Genomic DNA, 16,919 nt, shown 5'->3' with positions numbered 1-16,919 from the left:
AGCAATGAGTGTGCAGGTTAAGGAGGTTGAAAATGATTAAGAGTACGACAATTCTCTGCGTGCGGCGAAATAACCAGGTTGCCATAGCCGGTGACGGCCAGGTAACACTGGGCAATACTGTCATGAAACATAATGCAAAAAAAATAAGAAGGATGTATAATGGCACAATTTTATCGGGCTTTGCCGGTGGGGCCGCCGACGCCCTGACCCTTTTTGAGAAATTCGAGGCCAGACTCGAACAGTATCACGGCAACCTGACGCGCTCTGCCGTTGAACTTGCCAAGGAATGGAGGACAGACCGGATATTGAGGAAACTCGAGGCGCTCATTGCAGTCGCTGACAGGAATTCCTCTTTAATTATCTCCGGCACAGGTGATATAATCGAACCAGATGATGGTCTTGCTGCCATAGGTTCCGGAGGACCCTACGCCCTTTCGGCTGCACGGGCGCTCATGAGGAACACAGACATGAGCGCAAGAGATATTGCAGAAGAGGCAATGAAGATAACTGCAGGTATTTGCATCTATACTAATAGCGAGATATTGATAGAGGAGCTTACATAAATCCCCCTTAGTCCCCCTTTTTCAAAGGGGGGAATATTTACACTCCTTTGGATGGAGGGAAGTCACCCCCCCTTTTTTAAAAGGGGGAAATCAGTACCCCCCTTCAGTAAAGGGGGGATGGGGATTTGAACGGAGAATTTCAGGTGAATTTTACACCTCAACAGATAGTATCAGAACTCGATAAATACGTAATTGGACAGTCTGCAGCCAAGCATGCTGTTGCCATCGCCCTGAGGACACGCTGGAGAAGGCAGCAGTTATCTGAAGACCTCCGTGATGAGGTTATGCCGAAGAATATAATCATGATCGGTCCCACAGGAGTCGGGAAGACAGAGATATCCAGGCGTCTCGCAAGACTGTCACAGGCGCCTTTTATTAAGGTTGAGGCATCAAAGTTTACAGAGGTAGGTTATGTCGGCCGTGACGTCGAGTCTATCGTACGGGACCTGACTCAGTTCGCTGTCAACATGTTAAAGGAAGAAAGGACGCACCTGGTACGGGAAAAGGCCGTTTATCAGGCTGAAGAGCGCCTGCTTGATCTCCTGCTTCCCCCGCCTCCTCCGAGACCTTCCTATGAGACTGCAGCAGAACCAAGGCCTACAGACACAAGGGAAAGACTCCGCACTCAATTAAAAGAGGGAAAGCTCGATGACCGTCAGGTAGAGCTCGACGTAAAAGAGAAGGTCATGCCTGTAGGGGTCATTTCAAATGTAGGTATGGAAGACCTTGAGATGAACCTCAAGGAGATGCTAAGCGGCATATTTCCCGGAAAAAATAAGAAGAGGAAGGTTAAAGTCAAAGATGCGATCAATATCCTTGCTGAGGAAGAGGTACAGAAACTCATAGACATAGATGATGTATATAAAGAGGCTGTTACAAGGGTTGAGCAGTCCGGCATTGTATTCCTTGATGAGATTGACAAGATTGCAAGCAGGGAAAAGGGGCACGGCCCTGATGTCTCCCGCGAAGGTGTCCAGAGAGACCTGCTGCCCATAGTAGAGGGGACTACTGTTACTACCAAGTATGGACCTGTGAGGACCGACCATATCCTGTTTATAGCAGCAGGCGCCTTTCATGTATCAAAACCTTCTGATCTCATACCCGAGCTTCAGGGACGCTTCCCAATCAGGGTCGAGCTGGACTCTCTCAAAGAGGGAGATTTTATAAGGATACTGACAGAACCGAGGAACGCACTTTTAAAACAATATACCGCCATGCTGAAAACAGAGGGGATTGACATAAAATTTACCGAAGATGCAATCAGCGAAATAGCATCAACCGCTGTGGCAGTGAACGAGCGCATGGAGAATATAGGGGCAAGGAGGCTGTTCACTATTATGGAAAAACTTTTGGATGATATATCATTTAATGCCCCTGATTCTGTCGAAAGGAGCTTTAACATAGATGCTGCATATGTCAATGACCGTCTTTCGGATATTATAAAGGACCAGGACCTTAGCAAATATATATTGTAAGAACTTTACCCTATGCAAAGAAATATAGAAAAAGCACAGTTGCTCATAGAAGCGCTTCCTTATATCCGCAATCTTTCCGGAAAGACCATTGTAATTAAATTTGGCGGCAATGCCATGGTTAATGAAAAACTCAAGGAGATGTTTGCCGAGGATGTCGTGCTTACCAAATACATCGGAATGAGCCCTGTTGTAGTTCATGGAGGAGGACCCCAGATAAATGAGGTAATGGACAAGATGGGAAAGAAGCCGGTGTTCATAGAAGGCATCAGGATAACAGACGGCGAGACCATGGACATTGTTGAGATGGTGCTGGGCGGAAAGATCAACAAGGAGCTTGTGAACAGGATCAATCAGCATGGAGGGAATGCCGTCGGCCTTACAGGCAAAGATGGCGGACTGATTTGCGCGCGAAAGATGCGGCGGCCGAGAAGGGGCACAGGTATTGACAGGGGTCTCGTTGGAGAGGTTGAGTCAATCTCACCGAATATAATACGTTCCCTTGAGCAGAACCGGTTCATACCTGTAATTGCCCCCATAGGAGTGGATAATAAGGGGAATACATACAATATTAATGCGGATACGGCGGCAGGAGCTATCGCGGCAACTCTTAAAGCAGAAAAACTCATATTCCTTACGGATGTCAAAGGGATTCTCGGCAGGGACGGCCGCCTTATCTCAACACTTACACGCAAGCAGGCCTTAAGCCTGATAAAAAGCGGCGTAATTACTTCAGGAATGCTGCCAAAAGTAAAGGCATGTTTAGAGGCCCTTGATGGCGGGGTCAAAAAGACGCATATCATTGACGGGAGGATCAATCACTCAATCCTCCTTGAGATATTTACAAAAAAAGGCATAGGAACAGAGATCGTGGCATAAAAGAAGGAGTTGCCGGATGAAAAGCAGGCGCAAAAACAGACGATTGACAATAATGGGTATGGGCTCTCTAAGGGTAGAGAATGACAAGAGGCCGCAGGAAGTCTACATCGCAAATATAAGCAAGGGCGGCGCAGGGATATACATCCACAAGGCGCTAAAAGTAGGGACAGTCGTATATCTTACTTTTACCCATCGGGACATAGACGGTGAACGGCGGTTTGAAGAACAGCCAGCCACAATAGCCTGGTGCTCAAGGTGCGGCTCAGTTTACGCCGCCGGCATAAGGTTCAATGACAACAACAGATAGTTACATAATCAGCAGGATCAGAATACCCACAATTATCCGGTAGTAGACAAATATATTAACCTTCTGCCTGCTCAGAAACAACAGCAGATATTTTATCGCCAGGAAACCAGACACTGAAGATGCCGCGAATCCACCTATGTATGGCCATAGCATATCATGGGGCAGGCCTTCCTTATACACATCAACGGCACTCAGTAAACCTCCGGCAAGGATAATAGGCGTACTAAGCAGAAAGGCAAACCTTGCCGCAGTTGCCCTCTCAAGATTCCTGAAAAGCCCTGCAGTAATGGTTATTCCTGATCTCGAAACACCGGGAATAAGCGCAAGCACCTGGGCAAGACCTATCACTACAGCGTCAACAACATTCATGTGCTCAGTCCGCCTCCTCTTCCTGCCGGCAGCCTCAGCCCACCAGAGTATAAGCCCGAAAATAATAAGTGTTACTGCGATAATACGCGGAGACCGCAATGATGTCTCTATCTGATCTTTCAGAAAGAACCCGGCTAAACCGGCCGGTACTGTGCCTATTATAATGTACCACCCCAGACGGCCTTCCATTCCGGAGATTTCAGCTCCTCTGGCCCGGAATGAAAACATCCCGGCAGCAATCTCATAGAAGTCCCTCCGGAAGTATGCAACTATCCCTGTCAGTGTCCCAAGGTGCAGGACAACATCAAAGGCAAGACCGGGGTCATTCCATCCAAATATCCATGGCGCCAATATGAGGTGGGCAGTACTGCTGACAGGAAGAAACTCAGTAAGCCCCTGTATTATGCCGAGTATTATTGCCTGAAACATCTTAGCGAAGTATCATATCAACACTTGGTTGTCTTGTCCATTTAATTCAGGATTATTACTTGAATAGCTCGTTGCACTGGTGTAACATTGGACAGGATTTAAGTATATGTTCACAAATTTTATAATGACATTCATACCGCTTTTTGTAGCCTTTGATGCCATAGGGGTCCTGCCTATCTACATGTCCCTGACTGAAGGGATGGAGACTGCCTTCAGAAAGAAGATCTTAAGTGAATCCATCATAACAGCATCAGTCCTGACTATATTATTCTTATTCGTCGGAAAGGGAATCTTTATCATACTTGGGATAACCATCTCAGACTTTCAGATTGCCGGCGGTCTGATATTGCTGATTATAGCCATAACAGACATCGTCTTTTCCGGACAAATGAGCAGGCGGCCTCAGCCGTCTGTAGGCACAGTGCCCATAGGCACCCCGTTAATCGCAGGGCCTGCATCACTCACGACATTAATAATGCTGAGCGACATATTCGGCATCTCCATGACACTGTTTTCTCTGATCGTTAATATTATTATTGTCTGGCTTGTATTTTCCTTTGCAGGACGTATTATATCCTTTCTCGGCGAAGGAGGGGCCAGGGCCACATCAAAAGTGGTCTCGCTCTTCCTTGCAGCCATAGCAGTAATGATAATAAGGAAGGGATTAGAGGGTACATTTAAGATTTTTTAGTTTTTAAGATTATTTATTTTTCTCTTGACTATTTTGTAGATTATTGTTACAAATATAACGCTAAAGGATTTACACATCTATGCTCTGCTTCTTTGGTATTTAGATCGGCTTCAATGATGCAGCACAGGCATTTATGTTTAGTGCTGCAACTCAGAAATCTATCATGCAGAATTTAAAGACTGTTGAAAGGAGGTGGTGTGATTTCGGATTCTGATCTTGTGTAATGCTTCGTGAGATCCAATTTATAAAGTAGAAAGACAGTAGCAGGTTGAATAATTTTAATAACAAGTATGGAGGGTAATGATGAAACGCAGATGGATGTTTACTTTACTAACAGCTTCATTAGTAGCAGGCATGGTTGGAACAAGCTATGCAGATGTAAAATTGTCAGGTGCTGAACTCAGGTTAAGGGGTATCATGGTTGATAATAAAGATGCCAATCAAGACGGAGGGGGCTTCGAGCAGAGGACCCGCCTGGGTGTAGATGCATCTGTAGACAATGTAAAGGGATATGTGCAGATACAGGACAGCAGGATGTGGGGAGACGAAAACACTACTACTGACACGGCTGAGTCATATCAGGCTTTAGATGTGGCTCAGGCATATGTTGACTTCGCAAATCTCGGTGGTGCACCTCTAAACCTGAGGATAGGCCGTCAGGCTTTGGCCTATGGTGACCAGAGACTCATCGGTTCACTCGAGTGGAACAACAGTTCAAGAAGGTTTGATGCAATCAAATTGACCTACAAACATAGCGCCGCAGATATTGATGTCTTTACCGCAAAAATATTCGATGACGGCGAAGACTGGGGTAATGATGAAAACTTAAACGGTATCTATGCATCACTTAAGAATATACCTCAGGTAAGCGCCCTGGACCTCTATCTGATCCAGAAGATACATGGAACTGATGAAACCAATTTCTATACACTTGGCGCCAGGGTGGCAGGTGCTGTATCCAGTATCAACCTTGATTATGGTGCTGAACTTGCGTTTCAGAGCGGTGATGCCACAAACACAGTTAATCAGGATGCAAATGCATTTGATATCAGGGCCGGATACACAATACCTAATGTGCTTGGCGGCTTAAGGCTTGGGATAGAATACGCTGCAGCTACCGGTCAGGATTCATCATCAGATTCAACCGCATTTGACAACCTCTATCCAACGAATCACTACCTCTATGGATTCACTGATGATGTCATCTGGTCAAATACTAACTCATGGTCCATCAATGCAAGCATGACACCGATTGACAAGTTAAAGCTTGCCATTGAATACTGGAACTATAAGCTGGCTGAAGATGTAGGCGGTAAGGATGATAATGGTTCAGAAATTAACATCAGGGCCAATCATGAGCTTAGCAAGAATGTGAATTGTGAGGCAGCCTATGTGATAAGGGATGCCGGTGATGTCACCACCGCAGCTTATGGCGGATACGGCACAATACCGGTTGACAAGAGCGCCACATTCGGCTACTTCATGATCAATGTGAAGTTTATGTAAGACCGGTTGTGGGGGATTGCCTCCACGCTGTAATGTAGTATCCTGAAAGGGTCAGCAGAACACTCTGCTGACCCTTTTTATTTGTGGGATACGCTTATTTAAATCCCCCCTGCCACCCTTCTATAAGGGGGGTCACTAATTTCCCCCTTTGAAAAAGGGGGATTAAGGGGGATTTTCATGTGGACTGCCTTCTTACAACTTTGTAGATATTAACCTATTATCACCACATTTTTGTAGAATCATTCCAATATCCAGACTGACTTCAATTCCAACTAATTCCTTTGATATCAAGAAGTTATATGTACCAGGCAAGAATGGCACACCCCTTGTAATATATCAGTACCATGACCCTATTAAAGGCAACCATAGCTGATGTTGAAAAGCGGCTCATTTTAGAGGCTCTTGAATCTACAGGCTGGGTTCAGGCAAAGGCTGCAAAGATACTTGGCACAACTCAGAGGATACTGGGTTACAAGATCAGGAAGTACGGGATAGAAGTAAAAACTAACAAAGGAGGATTACAAAATGTGGATGATAATCACAAGGATTATTAGCACGATGTTATTGACAGGGGTACTCGGCGCAGCAAGTGCATTTGCCACCCCATCAACCCACATCTGGGCGCCTTCAACTGACATACAGCCATACAAGGTTGTTCATTTGACAAATGACGTCTATGCGCCTGTCAAAAAGGATGTAAATGATGCTCGTGTCGCCCCTGCAATCAATCTTGGACTAACATCGGGCATTCTCCCTTTTGACAAGATTAATGCTGAGGCGGGATTTGATATCATACAGGCCGGTGTATCAGCAGACGCCAATCCTGTGTATTTCAATGTCAAGGTCGGGACACCGGAAGATAAATTGATGAAAGGTGTGCCAGCTATCGTTGTGGGCAGCTATCTTATTGGCACAAAAAGCGATGTCACTGACTATAACGTCATATATGGAAAGGCCGCCAGGACCTTCGGGCAAATCGGCAAATTATCACTCGGTTATTATACCGGTAATGACAAGCTCCTCCTCGATGAAAACGGCAAGAAGGCAAATGACGGTGTAATGCTCTGCTGGGAGAAAACTGTAAGTGAAATATCAGACAAGCTATGGGTGGCCGTAGATTACATGGGTGGGGACAACTTCCTTGGCACTCTCAATGTAGGCTTTGCCTGGTCATTTACTCCCAATATAAGCGTTCTCTTCGGGTACGACATGTTAAACAACCAGGATCTTCCCGGACTTGCAGATACGTTTACCACACAATTGGATATTAATTTTTAATGAATCCCGGGGATAACCCGTTAAAACGATTGTAACGTTTACAGGAGGGATTATACAATGGAAAGCCAAATCAACTCAGGAGATACAGCATTTATACTTATCTCTGCAGCGCTGGTAATGCTTATGACGATACCAGGTCTGGCGCTGTTCTATAGCGGACTGGTAAGAAGAAAAAATGTGCTCGGCACTATAATGCAGAGTTTTATCCTCGTTGGACTCATTACCATCCAGTGGGTAGTCATTGGCTACTCCCTGTCTTTTGGTCCGGACAGGATGGGGCTGATTGGCGGGTTGGAGTGGTTCGGTCTGCATGGTGTAGGGCTTGAGGCCAATCCTGACTATGCGGCTACCATACCGCATCAGGCCTTTATGATCTATCAGGCAATGTTTGCCATAATTACGCCCTGTCTTATAGCAGGGGCATTTGCAGAGAGGATGAAGTTTTCAGCATTTGTCATCTTCAGCCTCCTCTGGGCTACAATAGTCTATGACCCTCTTGCACACTGGGTGTGGGGTGTCGGCGGCTGGATAAGGAATATGGGCGCCCTTGATTTTGCAGGAGGCACGGTAGTACATATAAGCTCAGGGGTCTCTGCACTGGCTGCAGCCCTTGTAATTGGGAAGAGGATCGGATACAGGAGGGACCCCATGCCTCCTCACAATATGACGCTTGTAGTCATCGGGGCTTCTCTCCTCTGGTTCGGCTGGTTTGGCTTCAATGCTGGAAGCGCCCTCTCCTCAGGCGGACTGGCAACCAGTGCATTTGTCGTAACACACATAGCCACAGCAGCGGCCTCAGTTACATGGCCGTTTATTGAATGGATCCGTCACGGTAAGCCTACTATTCTTGGAGCAGCAAGCGGGGCTGTTGCCGGGCTTGTGGCAATTACTCCTGCTGCCGGCTTTGTCGGGCCGATCGCTGCCATATTGATAGGGATCAGCGCTGGCATTGTCTGTTTCCTTGCGGTTGTCGTGTTAAAAAACATACTGGGCTATGATGACTCACTTGACGCATTTGGAGTCCATGGGGTCGGAGGAACATTAGGTGCACTGGCAACCGGACTGTTTGCCTCAAAAGCCATTAATCCTGCCGGAGCAGATGGTTTCTTCTTCGGAAATTCCGGACAGCTTGGCATTCAGTTGGTTGCAACAGCAGCAAGCGCGGTATTCTCATTTGTTGCAACCCTTATAATCCTGAAGGTCATTGACCTTGTGATAGGCATCCGCATCCAGGAAGAGGATGAAATCATGGGGCTTGATTTAAGCCAGCATAACGAGACAGGATATACGTTTTAATCTCTTTACATTTTAACACCCATTTGTTAATCTGAAGCGGAACGGAGGCAATTTATGAAAAAGATTGAGGCCATAATAAAACCATTCAAGCTGGATGAAGTAAAGGACGCCCTTAGCCAGATAGGCATCAAGGGCAATACGGTAACAGAAGTGAAGGGGTTTGGACGCCAGAAAGGACACACAGAGCTATACAGAGGGGCGGAATATGTAGTGGATTTCCTTCCCAAGATAAAACTTGAAGTAGTGGTAGCGGATGATATGGTTGAAAAGGTGATTCAGACTATTGTAAATACTGCCCGTACAGGAAGGATAGGAGACGGCAAGATATTCGTGACAAACGTGGATGATGTAGTCAGGATAAGGACGGGAGAGCGCGGGGAGGACGCAATTTAAACAGGCTTGATATGTCTGCGTATGGCAAAATCCGTATCGGTTTAGCCCAGATAAATTCATGTGTCGGGGATTTGGATGGCAACACCAAAAAGATCCTGCGGTATGTGGAACAGGCATGTAAACTGGGTGTGGATATAATAGCATTCCCTGAGCTTGCAATCACAGGTTATCCACCGGAAGATCTGCTGCTAAAACCCGGATTCATAGATGACAATCTGGAATCGCTAAAACTCATCGCAAAAAAGACATCTTCTCTCGATATAGCAATAGTTGCCGGTTTCATTGACAGAAGCGATGACATATACAACTCGGCGGCAGTTATAAGCAAGGGGAAGATTGCCGGGGTTTATTACAAGAATTATCTTCCGAATTACGGCGTATTTGATGAGAAGCGTTATTTCAAGAGCGGAAGCGAGTGTACGCTTTTTGTAATATGGGGCGTCAGTGTCGGTATCAATGTGTGTGAAGATATATGGTATCCTGACGGGCCGTGCATGAATCAGGCGCTTTCAGGCGCACAGCTTATTATAAACATAAATTCATCACCGTATCACAGGGGCAAGAGGCAGTTCAGGGAACAAATGGTTTCAACAAGGGCATCAGATAATACGGTTTTCATTGCATATACGAACATGGTTGGCGGTCAGGATGAACTTGTCTTTGACGGAAACAGTATGATATTCAACCCGTCAGGCGAACTTATAGCGCAGGGTAAACAGTTTGAGGAAGACCTTATTGTGGAGGATCTTGATTTGAGGTCAGTTGAGCTTGCAAGACTGCACGATCCAAGGAGAAGGGCAAAGATATTCTCCCTGCATGATGCCTCACAGAGATCAGCCATACAGGTATCAGCTGCAAAGGTCAGCAGGAGAAAACCCAAAATCGGGAACCGGGATGTGACGCCTCTTGAACCGGTTGCAGAGGTATACAATGCCCTGCTCCTCGGCACCAGAGACTATGTGAAGAAAAACGGGTTTAAGGAGGTTGTAATTGGAATAAGCGGCGGTATAGATTCAGCCATCGTTGCAGCAATTGCCGTGGATGCCCTTGGCATGGAAAACGTTACCGGAGTATTCATGCCGTCTCAGTATACGATGACCGAAAGTGGAGAGGATGTAAAAATACTTTCAAAAAATCTCGGCATTAAACTGCTTACTATACCAATTAACAACATCTTCAAATCATATCTCGACATACTGTCAGGGACTTTTGAGGGCTGTAAGACTGATGTCACCGAGGAAAACCTTCAGGCAAGGATACGGGGAAATATCATTATGGCATTATCAAACAAGTTCGGATGGCTCGTACTTACTACAGGCAATAAGAGCGAGATGAGCGTCGGATACGCTACCCTCTATGGTGATATGGCCGGAGGATTTGCAGTTATAAAGGATGTGCCAAAGACCCTCGTTTACGAACTGTCCCGGTACAGAAACTCAATAAACGGAGCAGGAACTTCACTTATTCCCGAAAGAGTCCTTGTTAAAGAACCTACAGCAGAACTAAAGCCGGGGCAAAAGGACACGGATTCTCTGCCGCCATATGATGTACTTGACACGATTCTGCATTCTTATGTAGAGGATGACAGGTCATTCAATGAAATCGTTGAGGCCGGGTTCAGGGAAGAGATCGTTGCAAAGGTAATATCAATGGTTGACAGGAGTGAATACAAGAGAAGGCAGGCCCCCCCCGGAATCAAGATAACCGCAAGGGCATTTGGAAAGGACTGGAGGGTACCGATTACCAACCGGTACAAAATTTAATAACCATTTTTATTTAAAAGGAGGTTAGCAGAAGATGACACCACGTGAGGTACTGGATTTAGCAAAAAAAGGCAAGGCAGTAATGGTAGACCTGAGGTTTATGGACTTTCCGGGTCTCTGGCAGCATTTTTCAATCCCGATGACTGCTCTTAACGAATCATCATTTGAAGATGGCCTGGGATTTGACGGCTCAAGCATCCGCGGCTGGCAGGCAATACATAACAGCGACATGCTGGTGTTACCCGATCCAACTACAGCTATAATGGATCCCTTTACACAGCACCCTACCCTGAGCCTTATCTGTAATGTCATTGACCCTATAACAAGGGAACACTACAGCAGGGATCCACGCTTTATAGCCCAGAAGGCTGAGCAGTATCTTAAATCAACAAAGATTGCAGATACAACATATTTCGGCCCTGAGGCCGAGTTCTTCGTGTTTGATGACATCAGATATGCACAGAATGAGCATTGCGGATTTTACTATATAGATTCAATCGAAGGCCAGTGGAACACAGGCAGGGAAGAAGGACCGAACCTTGGATACAAGCCCCGCTATAAGGAAGGCTATTTCCCCGTGCCTCCAATGGATACGATGCAGGACCTGAGGACAGAGATGGTTCTTGAGATGCAGAAGTGCGGTATAGAGATCGAGGCCCAGCATCATGAAGTGGCAACTGCCGGTCAAAACGAAATAGACATGAGATTTGATACACTCACCCGTGTTGCGGACAAGCTCCTGCAATATAAGTATGTAGTGAAGATGGTTGCGAGGAGGCACAATAAGACTGTGACATTCATGCCTAAGCCGGTCTTCGGTGACAACGGGTCCGGAATGCATTGTCATCAAAGCCTCTGGAAGGGCGGCAAGCCATTATTTGCCGGGAGCGAATACGCAGGATTGAGTCAGATGGCGCTTTATTACATTGGCGGTATACTCAAACATGCGCCTGCACTGGCAGCCCTGACATCACCAACAACCAACTCCTACAGAAGGTTGGTTCCTGGTTTTGAGGCGCCGGTGAACCTCGCATACTCCAGCAGGAACAGGAGCGCATCCATAAGGATACCTATGTATTCAGCAAGTCCAAAGGCCAAGAGGGTTGAGGTAAGATTCCCTGATGCGTCATGCAATCCATATCTGGCATTCTCCGCCATGCTCATGGCAGGTCTTGACGGCATAGAAAACAAGATTGAGCCGGGCGCCCCGCTTGACAAGGATATCTATGACATGAAGCCGGAGGAGCTGACAGACATCCCGTCTCTTCCAGGCTCCCTGGACGAGGCTCTGGAACACCTCGACAATGACAAGGAGTTCCTGCTAAAAGGCGGCGTATTTACAGAAGACGTTATAGACACATGGATTAACTACAAGAGGACCAGGGAAATAGACGCAATGAGGCTCAGACCGCATCCTTATGAGTTCAATCTGTATTTTGATATTTAATAATTAAGGTAAGTAAAAAAAAGAGGGACAGCGACTATTTATTTTTTAATAAAAATAAATAGTCGCTGTCCCTCTTTTTTCCCCTAAAATAAATCTGCCCCCTTTTTTTATTTATGATAAAATAACGTCCTGATATGCGATGCACGAAATGCGGATATACAACAGAATACGATTTTGTGTCATGTCCTATGTGCATGACCAGCCCTGATTCAGGAATGAGTATGAATAATACAGCAACTGAGAAAGGCGGGTTCTGGATTCGGCTTGTTGCATTTATTGTTGATAATATCGTTATTTTCTTTGCCACTGCATTTTTTGCATTTGTTGCAGGCCTTGCAACCGGACTCGGGGGCTTAACCTCCGGTCTGTCCACTGAAAAGGTAGAGCATCTATCCACAATCTTCGGCTTCTTTATTGGAACGTTGCTGGGACCATTCTATTATACGTTCTTTACCGGATGGGAGGGACAGACCCCCGGAAAGAGGCTGATGGGATTGCGCGTTGTTACAAAATCAGGAGGGCCTGTCAGCTATGGCAGGGCATTATTGAGATATATAGGATATTTTGTTTCCTTCTTTTTCCTTGGCCTTGGCTTTATTATGATAGCATTTGACAGGAATAAGCGGGGTTTTCACGATTTTATTGCAGGGACATGTGTAATTAAGGTAGAATAAATCCCATATGGAAGCAGACAATTTAAATAAAGATCTGGAGCTTATCCTACGCGCAGAGCATCATGACCCATTCTCATACCTCGGCATGCATCCAGTATGGTTTCAGGGCAAGTCTGTTATAGTGGTAAGGGCCTTTCTGCCTGAAGCAGAAGAGGTCTCTGTCATTGACGCTGGACGGCCTGACATATCCTATCCTATGAACAGGCGCCACAGTGATGGAATATTCGAGGCAATAATAGGCAACAGGGACAAGGTTTTTCCATACAGGCTGAGGCTCAGGGAATCATCCGGCAACACACAGGAGTTCAGTGACCCCTACTCCTTTCTCCCAATAATGAGCAGTTATGACCTCCATCTCTTTTCAGAAGGGAAAAACTTCTTCATGTACAGGAAGATGGGTGCGCATGTCCTGACACATAACGACGTTACCGGCGTGTATTTCACTGTCTGGGCGCCTAATGCAGTGCGCGTAAGTGTAGTTGGCAATTTCAACAGATGGGACGGAAGAAGACACCCTATGCGGGTACTTGGCGGGTCAGGCGTCTGGGAGCTCTTCATTCCGGGATTATCCGAGGGAGAGACATACAAGTATGAGATAAAGACCATGGACAGCCTGGTCCTTCTGAAAAGCGACCCGTACGGTTTCTATTCTGAAATGCGTCCTAATACCGCCTCCATCGTCTGTAACACAGACCGCTACAATTGGAGCGATGCAGAATGGCTGACAGCGCGTCAGCATAAAGACCTGCATCAGGCGCCGGTTTCAATCTATGAAGTCCACCTCGGTTCATGGAGAAGGAAGTGCGAAGAGGGCAACAGGTTTCTGACATACAGAGAGCTTGCCCATGAACTGGTAGATTACGTCAAAGACATGGGTTTCACACACATAGAACTCCTTCCTGTTGCAGAACACCCCCTCGATGTCTCCTGGGGTTACCAGGTTACAGGATATTTCGCACCCACGAGCCGCTACGGGACCCCGGAAGACTTCATGTACTTTGTAGATCACTGCCATCAGAACGGGATAGGCGTGATACTCGACTGGGTGCCGGGGCATTTCCCAAAGGATGCCCATGGCCTTGCATGGTTTGACGGGACGGCACTGTACGAACACCTTGACCCAAGGATTGGGGAGCATAAGGAATGGGGGACACTCGTCTTTAACTATGGACGGAATGAGGTAAAGAATTTTCTGATCTCAAATGCGCTCTTCTGGTTTGACAAATACCATATAGACGGCTTACGCGTGGATGCTGTTGCCTCTATGCTCTATCTGGACTACTCGCGCGAGGGTGGTGACTGGCTCCCGAACAAATACGGCGGGAGGGAGAATCTTGAGGCAATAGATTTCATAAGGGAATTCAACGAGGTGGTCTATAAATACTTCCCAGGCATTATGACTATCGCTGAAGAATCTACTGCATGGCCGCTCGTATCAAAACCTACCTATCTTGGCGGCCTTGGCTTTGGCTTCAAATGGAATATGGGATGGATGCATGATACCCTGGAATATTTCACCAAAGAATCCATCCACAGAAAGTATCATCAGGGAAGCCTCACATTCTCACTATTATATGCATTCCATGAGAACTTCATCCTTCCGCTGTCTCACGATGAGGTTGTGCACGGCAAGAGGTCGCTCCTTGACAAAATGACAGGATATTTACACGACAGATTCGCAAACCTCAGACTGCTTTATGGATATATGTACGGACACCCCGGCAAGAAACTCCTCTTCATGGGAGGAGAAATAGGCCAGTGGTGGGAGTGGAATTGCGATGTAAGCCTTGACTGGCATCTGCTGCAATACTATGAACACCAGACCTTGCAGAGGTTTGTCAGAGACCTGAATCACCTTTACAGAACTGAACCAGCCCTTTGCGAGATAGATTTTGAGTACACGGGTTTTGAATGGATTGACTTTCATGACGCTGACAACAGCATAGTCTCATTTTTGAGGAAGGGAAAGAACCCGGATGATATGCTGATCTTTGTGTGCAATTTTACACCAGTGCAGCGCGGAGGATACAGGATAGGCGTGCCGCGGGCCGGATACTACAAAGAAATCCTCAACAGCGATTCAGAGGTCTACGGCGGCGGCAATAGAGGAAATGCCGGCGGCGTATGGTCCATGCCAATACCCTGGCAGGGAAAACATCAGCTACTGGAACTGACACTGCCCCCTCTCGGGCTGATAGTCCTGAAACCACAGAGTCAGTTCATCTGAAAATACTCCTATTCATCCGTCATTCCCACGTAAGTGGGAATCCAGAATCATGCCCACGATCTGGATTCCAGCACCCGGCTTAAACCCTGCTGGGACAGGTTCCGCGGGAATGACGTTTTCATGACCCATTGTAAACCCTGAGCTGTGAGCTTGTCGAACAGCCTAACAGTCGAAGTGCTCACGACGGCTCACCCGAAAATCCTGATTGTCCCGAACTCGCCGTCATATCCAGGTTCTATGTGGACATCTCCGCTTCTAACGCGCTGGATAGCTTCAGCCAGGACTGGACCTCCTGTTTCTGCAATATCAGAAACAGGAACTTCGCACAGGATTGACAACTCGTTTCCCAATGAACCAATCAGCCTGTTATACGAATTTTCAACGGCCTTACTGTTCACACCTGTGCCGCACGCCTCTGAGATAATCTCGTGAAGCGGTATCATCCTTCTAAACGGGATAACCGCCGCCTGCGTGTCATTTTCCTTTCTGTCTGCAAGGGTATCTACACGGCTCATGACACCCACCGTAACCCTGCCGCCGCACTTGGGACACAATCCATTGTTCTGCCTTGTCCCTTCCGGAGTCATCCTCTGCCTGCATGATCTGTGACCATCGTAATGATACTTTCCCTCTTCAGGGTAAAACTCTATTGTGCCAGTAAACCTGGCACTGTCTCCATCACGTATGGCATCATAAATTCCTTTGTAAGACAGGTCTGTATCAAATATGTTTGCCTCCCGTGCAAGCTTCTTTGGCGAGTGGGCATCGGAATTTGATATCAGGGTGATCCTGTCGAGGGCAGACAACCTCCGGTTCATTTGAGGATCAGATGACAGTCCTGTCTCAATTGCATAAATATGCGGGGTCAGGTCTTCAAAACACTCTTCCAGAGAGTCAAACCCTGACTTTGATCCAAATACGGAGAAATGGGGAGTCCAGGCATGGGCCGGGATTAACATGACATCAGGGGACGCATCGAGTGCAATCTTTAACAGCGCCTTGCTGTCAAGCCCCAGAATAGGCCGTCCATCAGACCTCAGGTTTCCGATCTTTGACAAGGATTCGCTGATCCGCTGTACTGCTTCAAACGAAGGGACAAACAGCAGGTTATGCACCTTGCGGGTTTTGCCATTCTTACTGTATATACAACTTATCTCGGCTGAAAGGATAAAACGGACCTCAGCACGGCATGATTGCGGCACATCATTTTCAACAACTGAACTGTATTTGTCTTTGAGTCTGAACAGGCCAGGCTCCGCCTCCTCCAACCTCTCCCGGAGGTTTGAAAACCACTTAGGATGGGTAAAATCCCCTGTACCGGTGACACCGAGACCCTTTATGCAGGACCATTTGAAGAGAGATTCAAGTTCCATATCCTTACTGGTGGCACGCGAGTATGGCGAGTGTATATGAAGGTCTGCTATAAAACGCACAATACCCTTGCACTCCTTTGCACAGACATGATAGAATTAGCAGTCATTTCCCAGTAGGCGCGTAGCTCAGTGGGAGAGCGCTTTCCTGACGCGGAAGAAGTCGGGGGTTCAATCCCCCCCGCGCCTACCATTATTTACAGGAAAATACCCTCCCGTCTTAAGATGCCGTTTGCCCTAATCATGATAGAATAA

General features: G+C 46.8%; 16 protein-coding genes and 1 tRNA gene. 15 read left to right on the top strand and 2 right to left on the bottom strand.

The genetic code is table 11. The features are described 5' to 3' along the window. The first annotated feature begins 32 nt into the window (after positions 1–32). The 4 genes from hslV to IT393_01230 all read left to right on the top strand — a co-directional run bounded on the left by hslV (position 33) and on the right by IT393_01230 (position 3,221). Positions 33–563, top strand: coding sequence for an ATP-dependent protease subunit HslV (gene hslV, locus IT393_01245; GenBank protein MCC7201278.1), 531 nt, complete (start codon positions 33–35; stop codon positions 561–563). Positions 564–706: 143 nt separating this feature from the next. After that, positions 707–2,038, top strand: a complete 1,332-nt coding sequence (hslU, locus tag IT393_01240) for an ATP-dependent protease ATPase subunit HslU (protein ID MCC7201277.1) — start codon at positions 707–709, stop codon at positions 2,036–2,038. Positions 2,039–2,050: 12 nt separating this feature from the next. Next, positions 2,051–2,914 (top strand): acetylglutamate kinase, encoded by an 864-nt coding sequence (gene argB / locus IT393_01235; protein MCC7201276.1) that lies wholly within the window; start codon positions 2,051–2,053, stop codon positions 2,912–2,914. 16 nt (positions 2,915–2,930) lie between these two features. Beyond that, entirely contained in the window at positions 2,931–3,221 is a 291-nt protein-coding gene (locus IT393_01230) for a PilZ domain-containing protein (GenBank protein MCC7201275.1), read from the top strand. Here IT393_01230 and IT393_01225 read toward each other — a convergent pair whose 3' ends face one another. Next, entirely contained in the window at positions 3,222–4,019 is a 798-nt protein-coding gene (locus IT393_01225; GenBank protein MCC7201274.1) for an undecaprenyl-diphosphate phosphatase, read from the bottom strand. A 106-nt stretch (positions 4,020–4,125) separates the two neighbouring features. Between IT393_01225 and IT393_01220 the strand changes: the two genes are divergently transcribed. From IT393_01220 to glgB, 10 genes are all read left to right on the top strand, one after another. After that, positions 4,126–4,710 (top strand): MarC family protein, encoded by a 585-nt coding sequence (locus IT393_01220; protein ID MCC7201273.1) that lies wholly within the window; start codon positions 4,126–4,128, stop codon positions 4,708–4,710. A gap of 303 nt (positions 4,711–5,013) precedes the next feature. Beyond that, positions 5,014–6,216 carry an alginate export family protein gene (locus tag IT393_01215; protein MCC7201272.1) on the top strand — a complete coding sequence of 401 codons (1,203 nt, stop codon included), beginning with the start codon at positions 5,014–5,016 and terminating at the stop codon, positions 6,214–6,216. Positions 6,217–6,560: 344 nt separating this feature from the next. After that, a complete protein-coding gene (locus IT393_01210) occupies positions 6,561–6,770 on the top strand; it encodes a hypothetical protein (GenBank protein ID MCC7201271.1) in 210 nt (69 codons plus the stop codon). Next, positions 6,748–7,494, top strand: a complete 747-nt coding sequence (locus tag IT393_01205) for a hypothetical protein (protein MCC7201270.1) — start codon at positions 6,748–6,750, stop codon at positions 7,492–7,494. Before IT393_01210 ends, IT393_01205 begins: the two co-directional genes overlap by 23 nt. 57 nt (positions 7,495–7,551) lie before the next feature. Then, a complete protein-coding gene (locus tag IT393_01200) occupies positions 7,552–8,790 on the top strand; it encodes an ammonium transporter (protein MCC7201269.1) in 1,239 nt (412 codons plus the stop codon). A 54-nt stretch (positions 8,791–8,844) separates the two neighbouring features. Continuing rightward, entirely contained in the window at positions 8,845–9,183 is a 339-nt protein-coding gene (locus IT393_01195) for a P-II family nitrogen regulator (protein MCC7201268.1), read from the top strand. 11 nt (positions 9,184–9,194) lie between these two features. After that, complete coding sequence (locus IT393_01190) at positions 9,195–10,946, top strand: NAD+ synthase (GenBank protein MCC7201267.1); 1,752 nt, start codon at positions 9,195–9,197, stop codon at positions 10,944–10,946. A 34-nt stretch (positions 10,947–10,980) separates the two neighbouring features. Then, complete coding sequence (gene glnA, locus IT393_01185) at positions 10,981–12,393, top strand: type I glutamate--ammonia ligase (GenBank protein ID MCC7201266.1); 1,413 nt, start codon at positions 10,981–10,983, stop codon at positions 12,391–12,393. Positions 12,394–12,614: 221 nt separating this feature from the next. Next, on the top strand, positions 12,615–13,067 hold the full coding sequence (locus tag IT393_01180; protein ID MCC7201265.1) for an RDD family protein: 453 nt from the start codon (positions 12,615–12,617) through the stop codon (positions 13,065–13,067). A gap of 7 nt (positions 13,068–13,074) precedes the next feature. Continuing rightward, on the top strand, positions 13,075–15,294 hold the full coding sequence (glgB, locus tag IT393_01175) for a 1,4-alpha-glucan branching protein GlgB (GenBank protein MCC7201264.1): 2,220 nt from the start codon (positions 13,075–13,077) through the stop codon (positions 15,292–15,294). A gap of 188 nt (positions 15,295–15,482) precedes the next feature. Here the strand turns inward: glgB and IT393_01170 are convergent, their stop codons facing one another. After that, the gene (locus IT393_01170) at positions 15,483–16,727 is read right to left on the bottom strand and encodes a DNA helicase UvrD (GenBank protein MCC7201263.1); all 1,245 of its coding nucleotides are present in this window, start codon (positions 16,725–16,727) and stop codon (positions 15,483–15,485) included. 55 nt (positions 16,728–16,782) lie between these two features. Here IT393_01170 and IT393_01165 point away from each other — a divergent pair. Further along, positions 16,783–16,857 (top strand) — tRNA-Val (locus tag IT393_01165). Positions 16,858–16,919 lie beyond the last annotated feature (62 nt).

The organism is Nitrospirota bacterium, from assembly GCA_020851375.1.
In the GTDB taxonomy this organism is placed as follows: Bacteria; Nitrospirota; 9FT-COMBO-42-15; order HDB-SIOI813; family HDB-SIOI813; genus RBG-16-43-11.
Note: the sequence above shows the minus strand (reverse complement) of the source record. Positions and strands in the feature narration are given on the sequence as shown.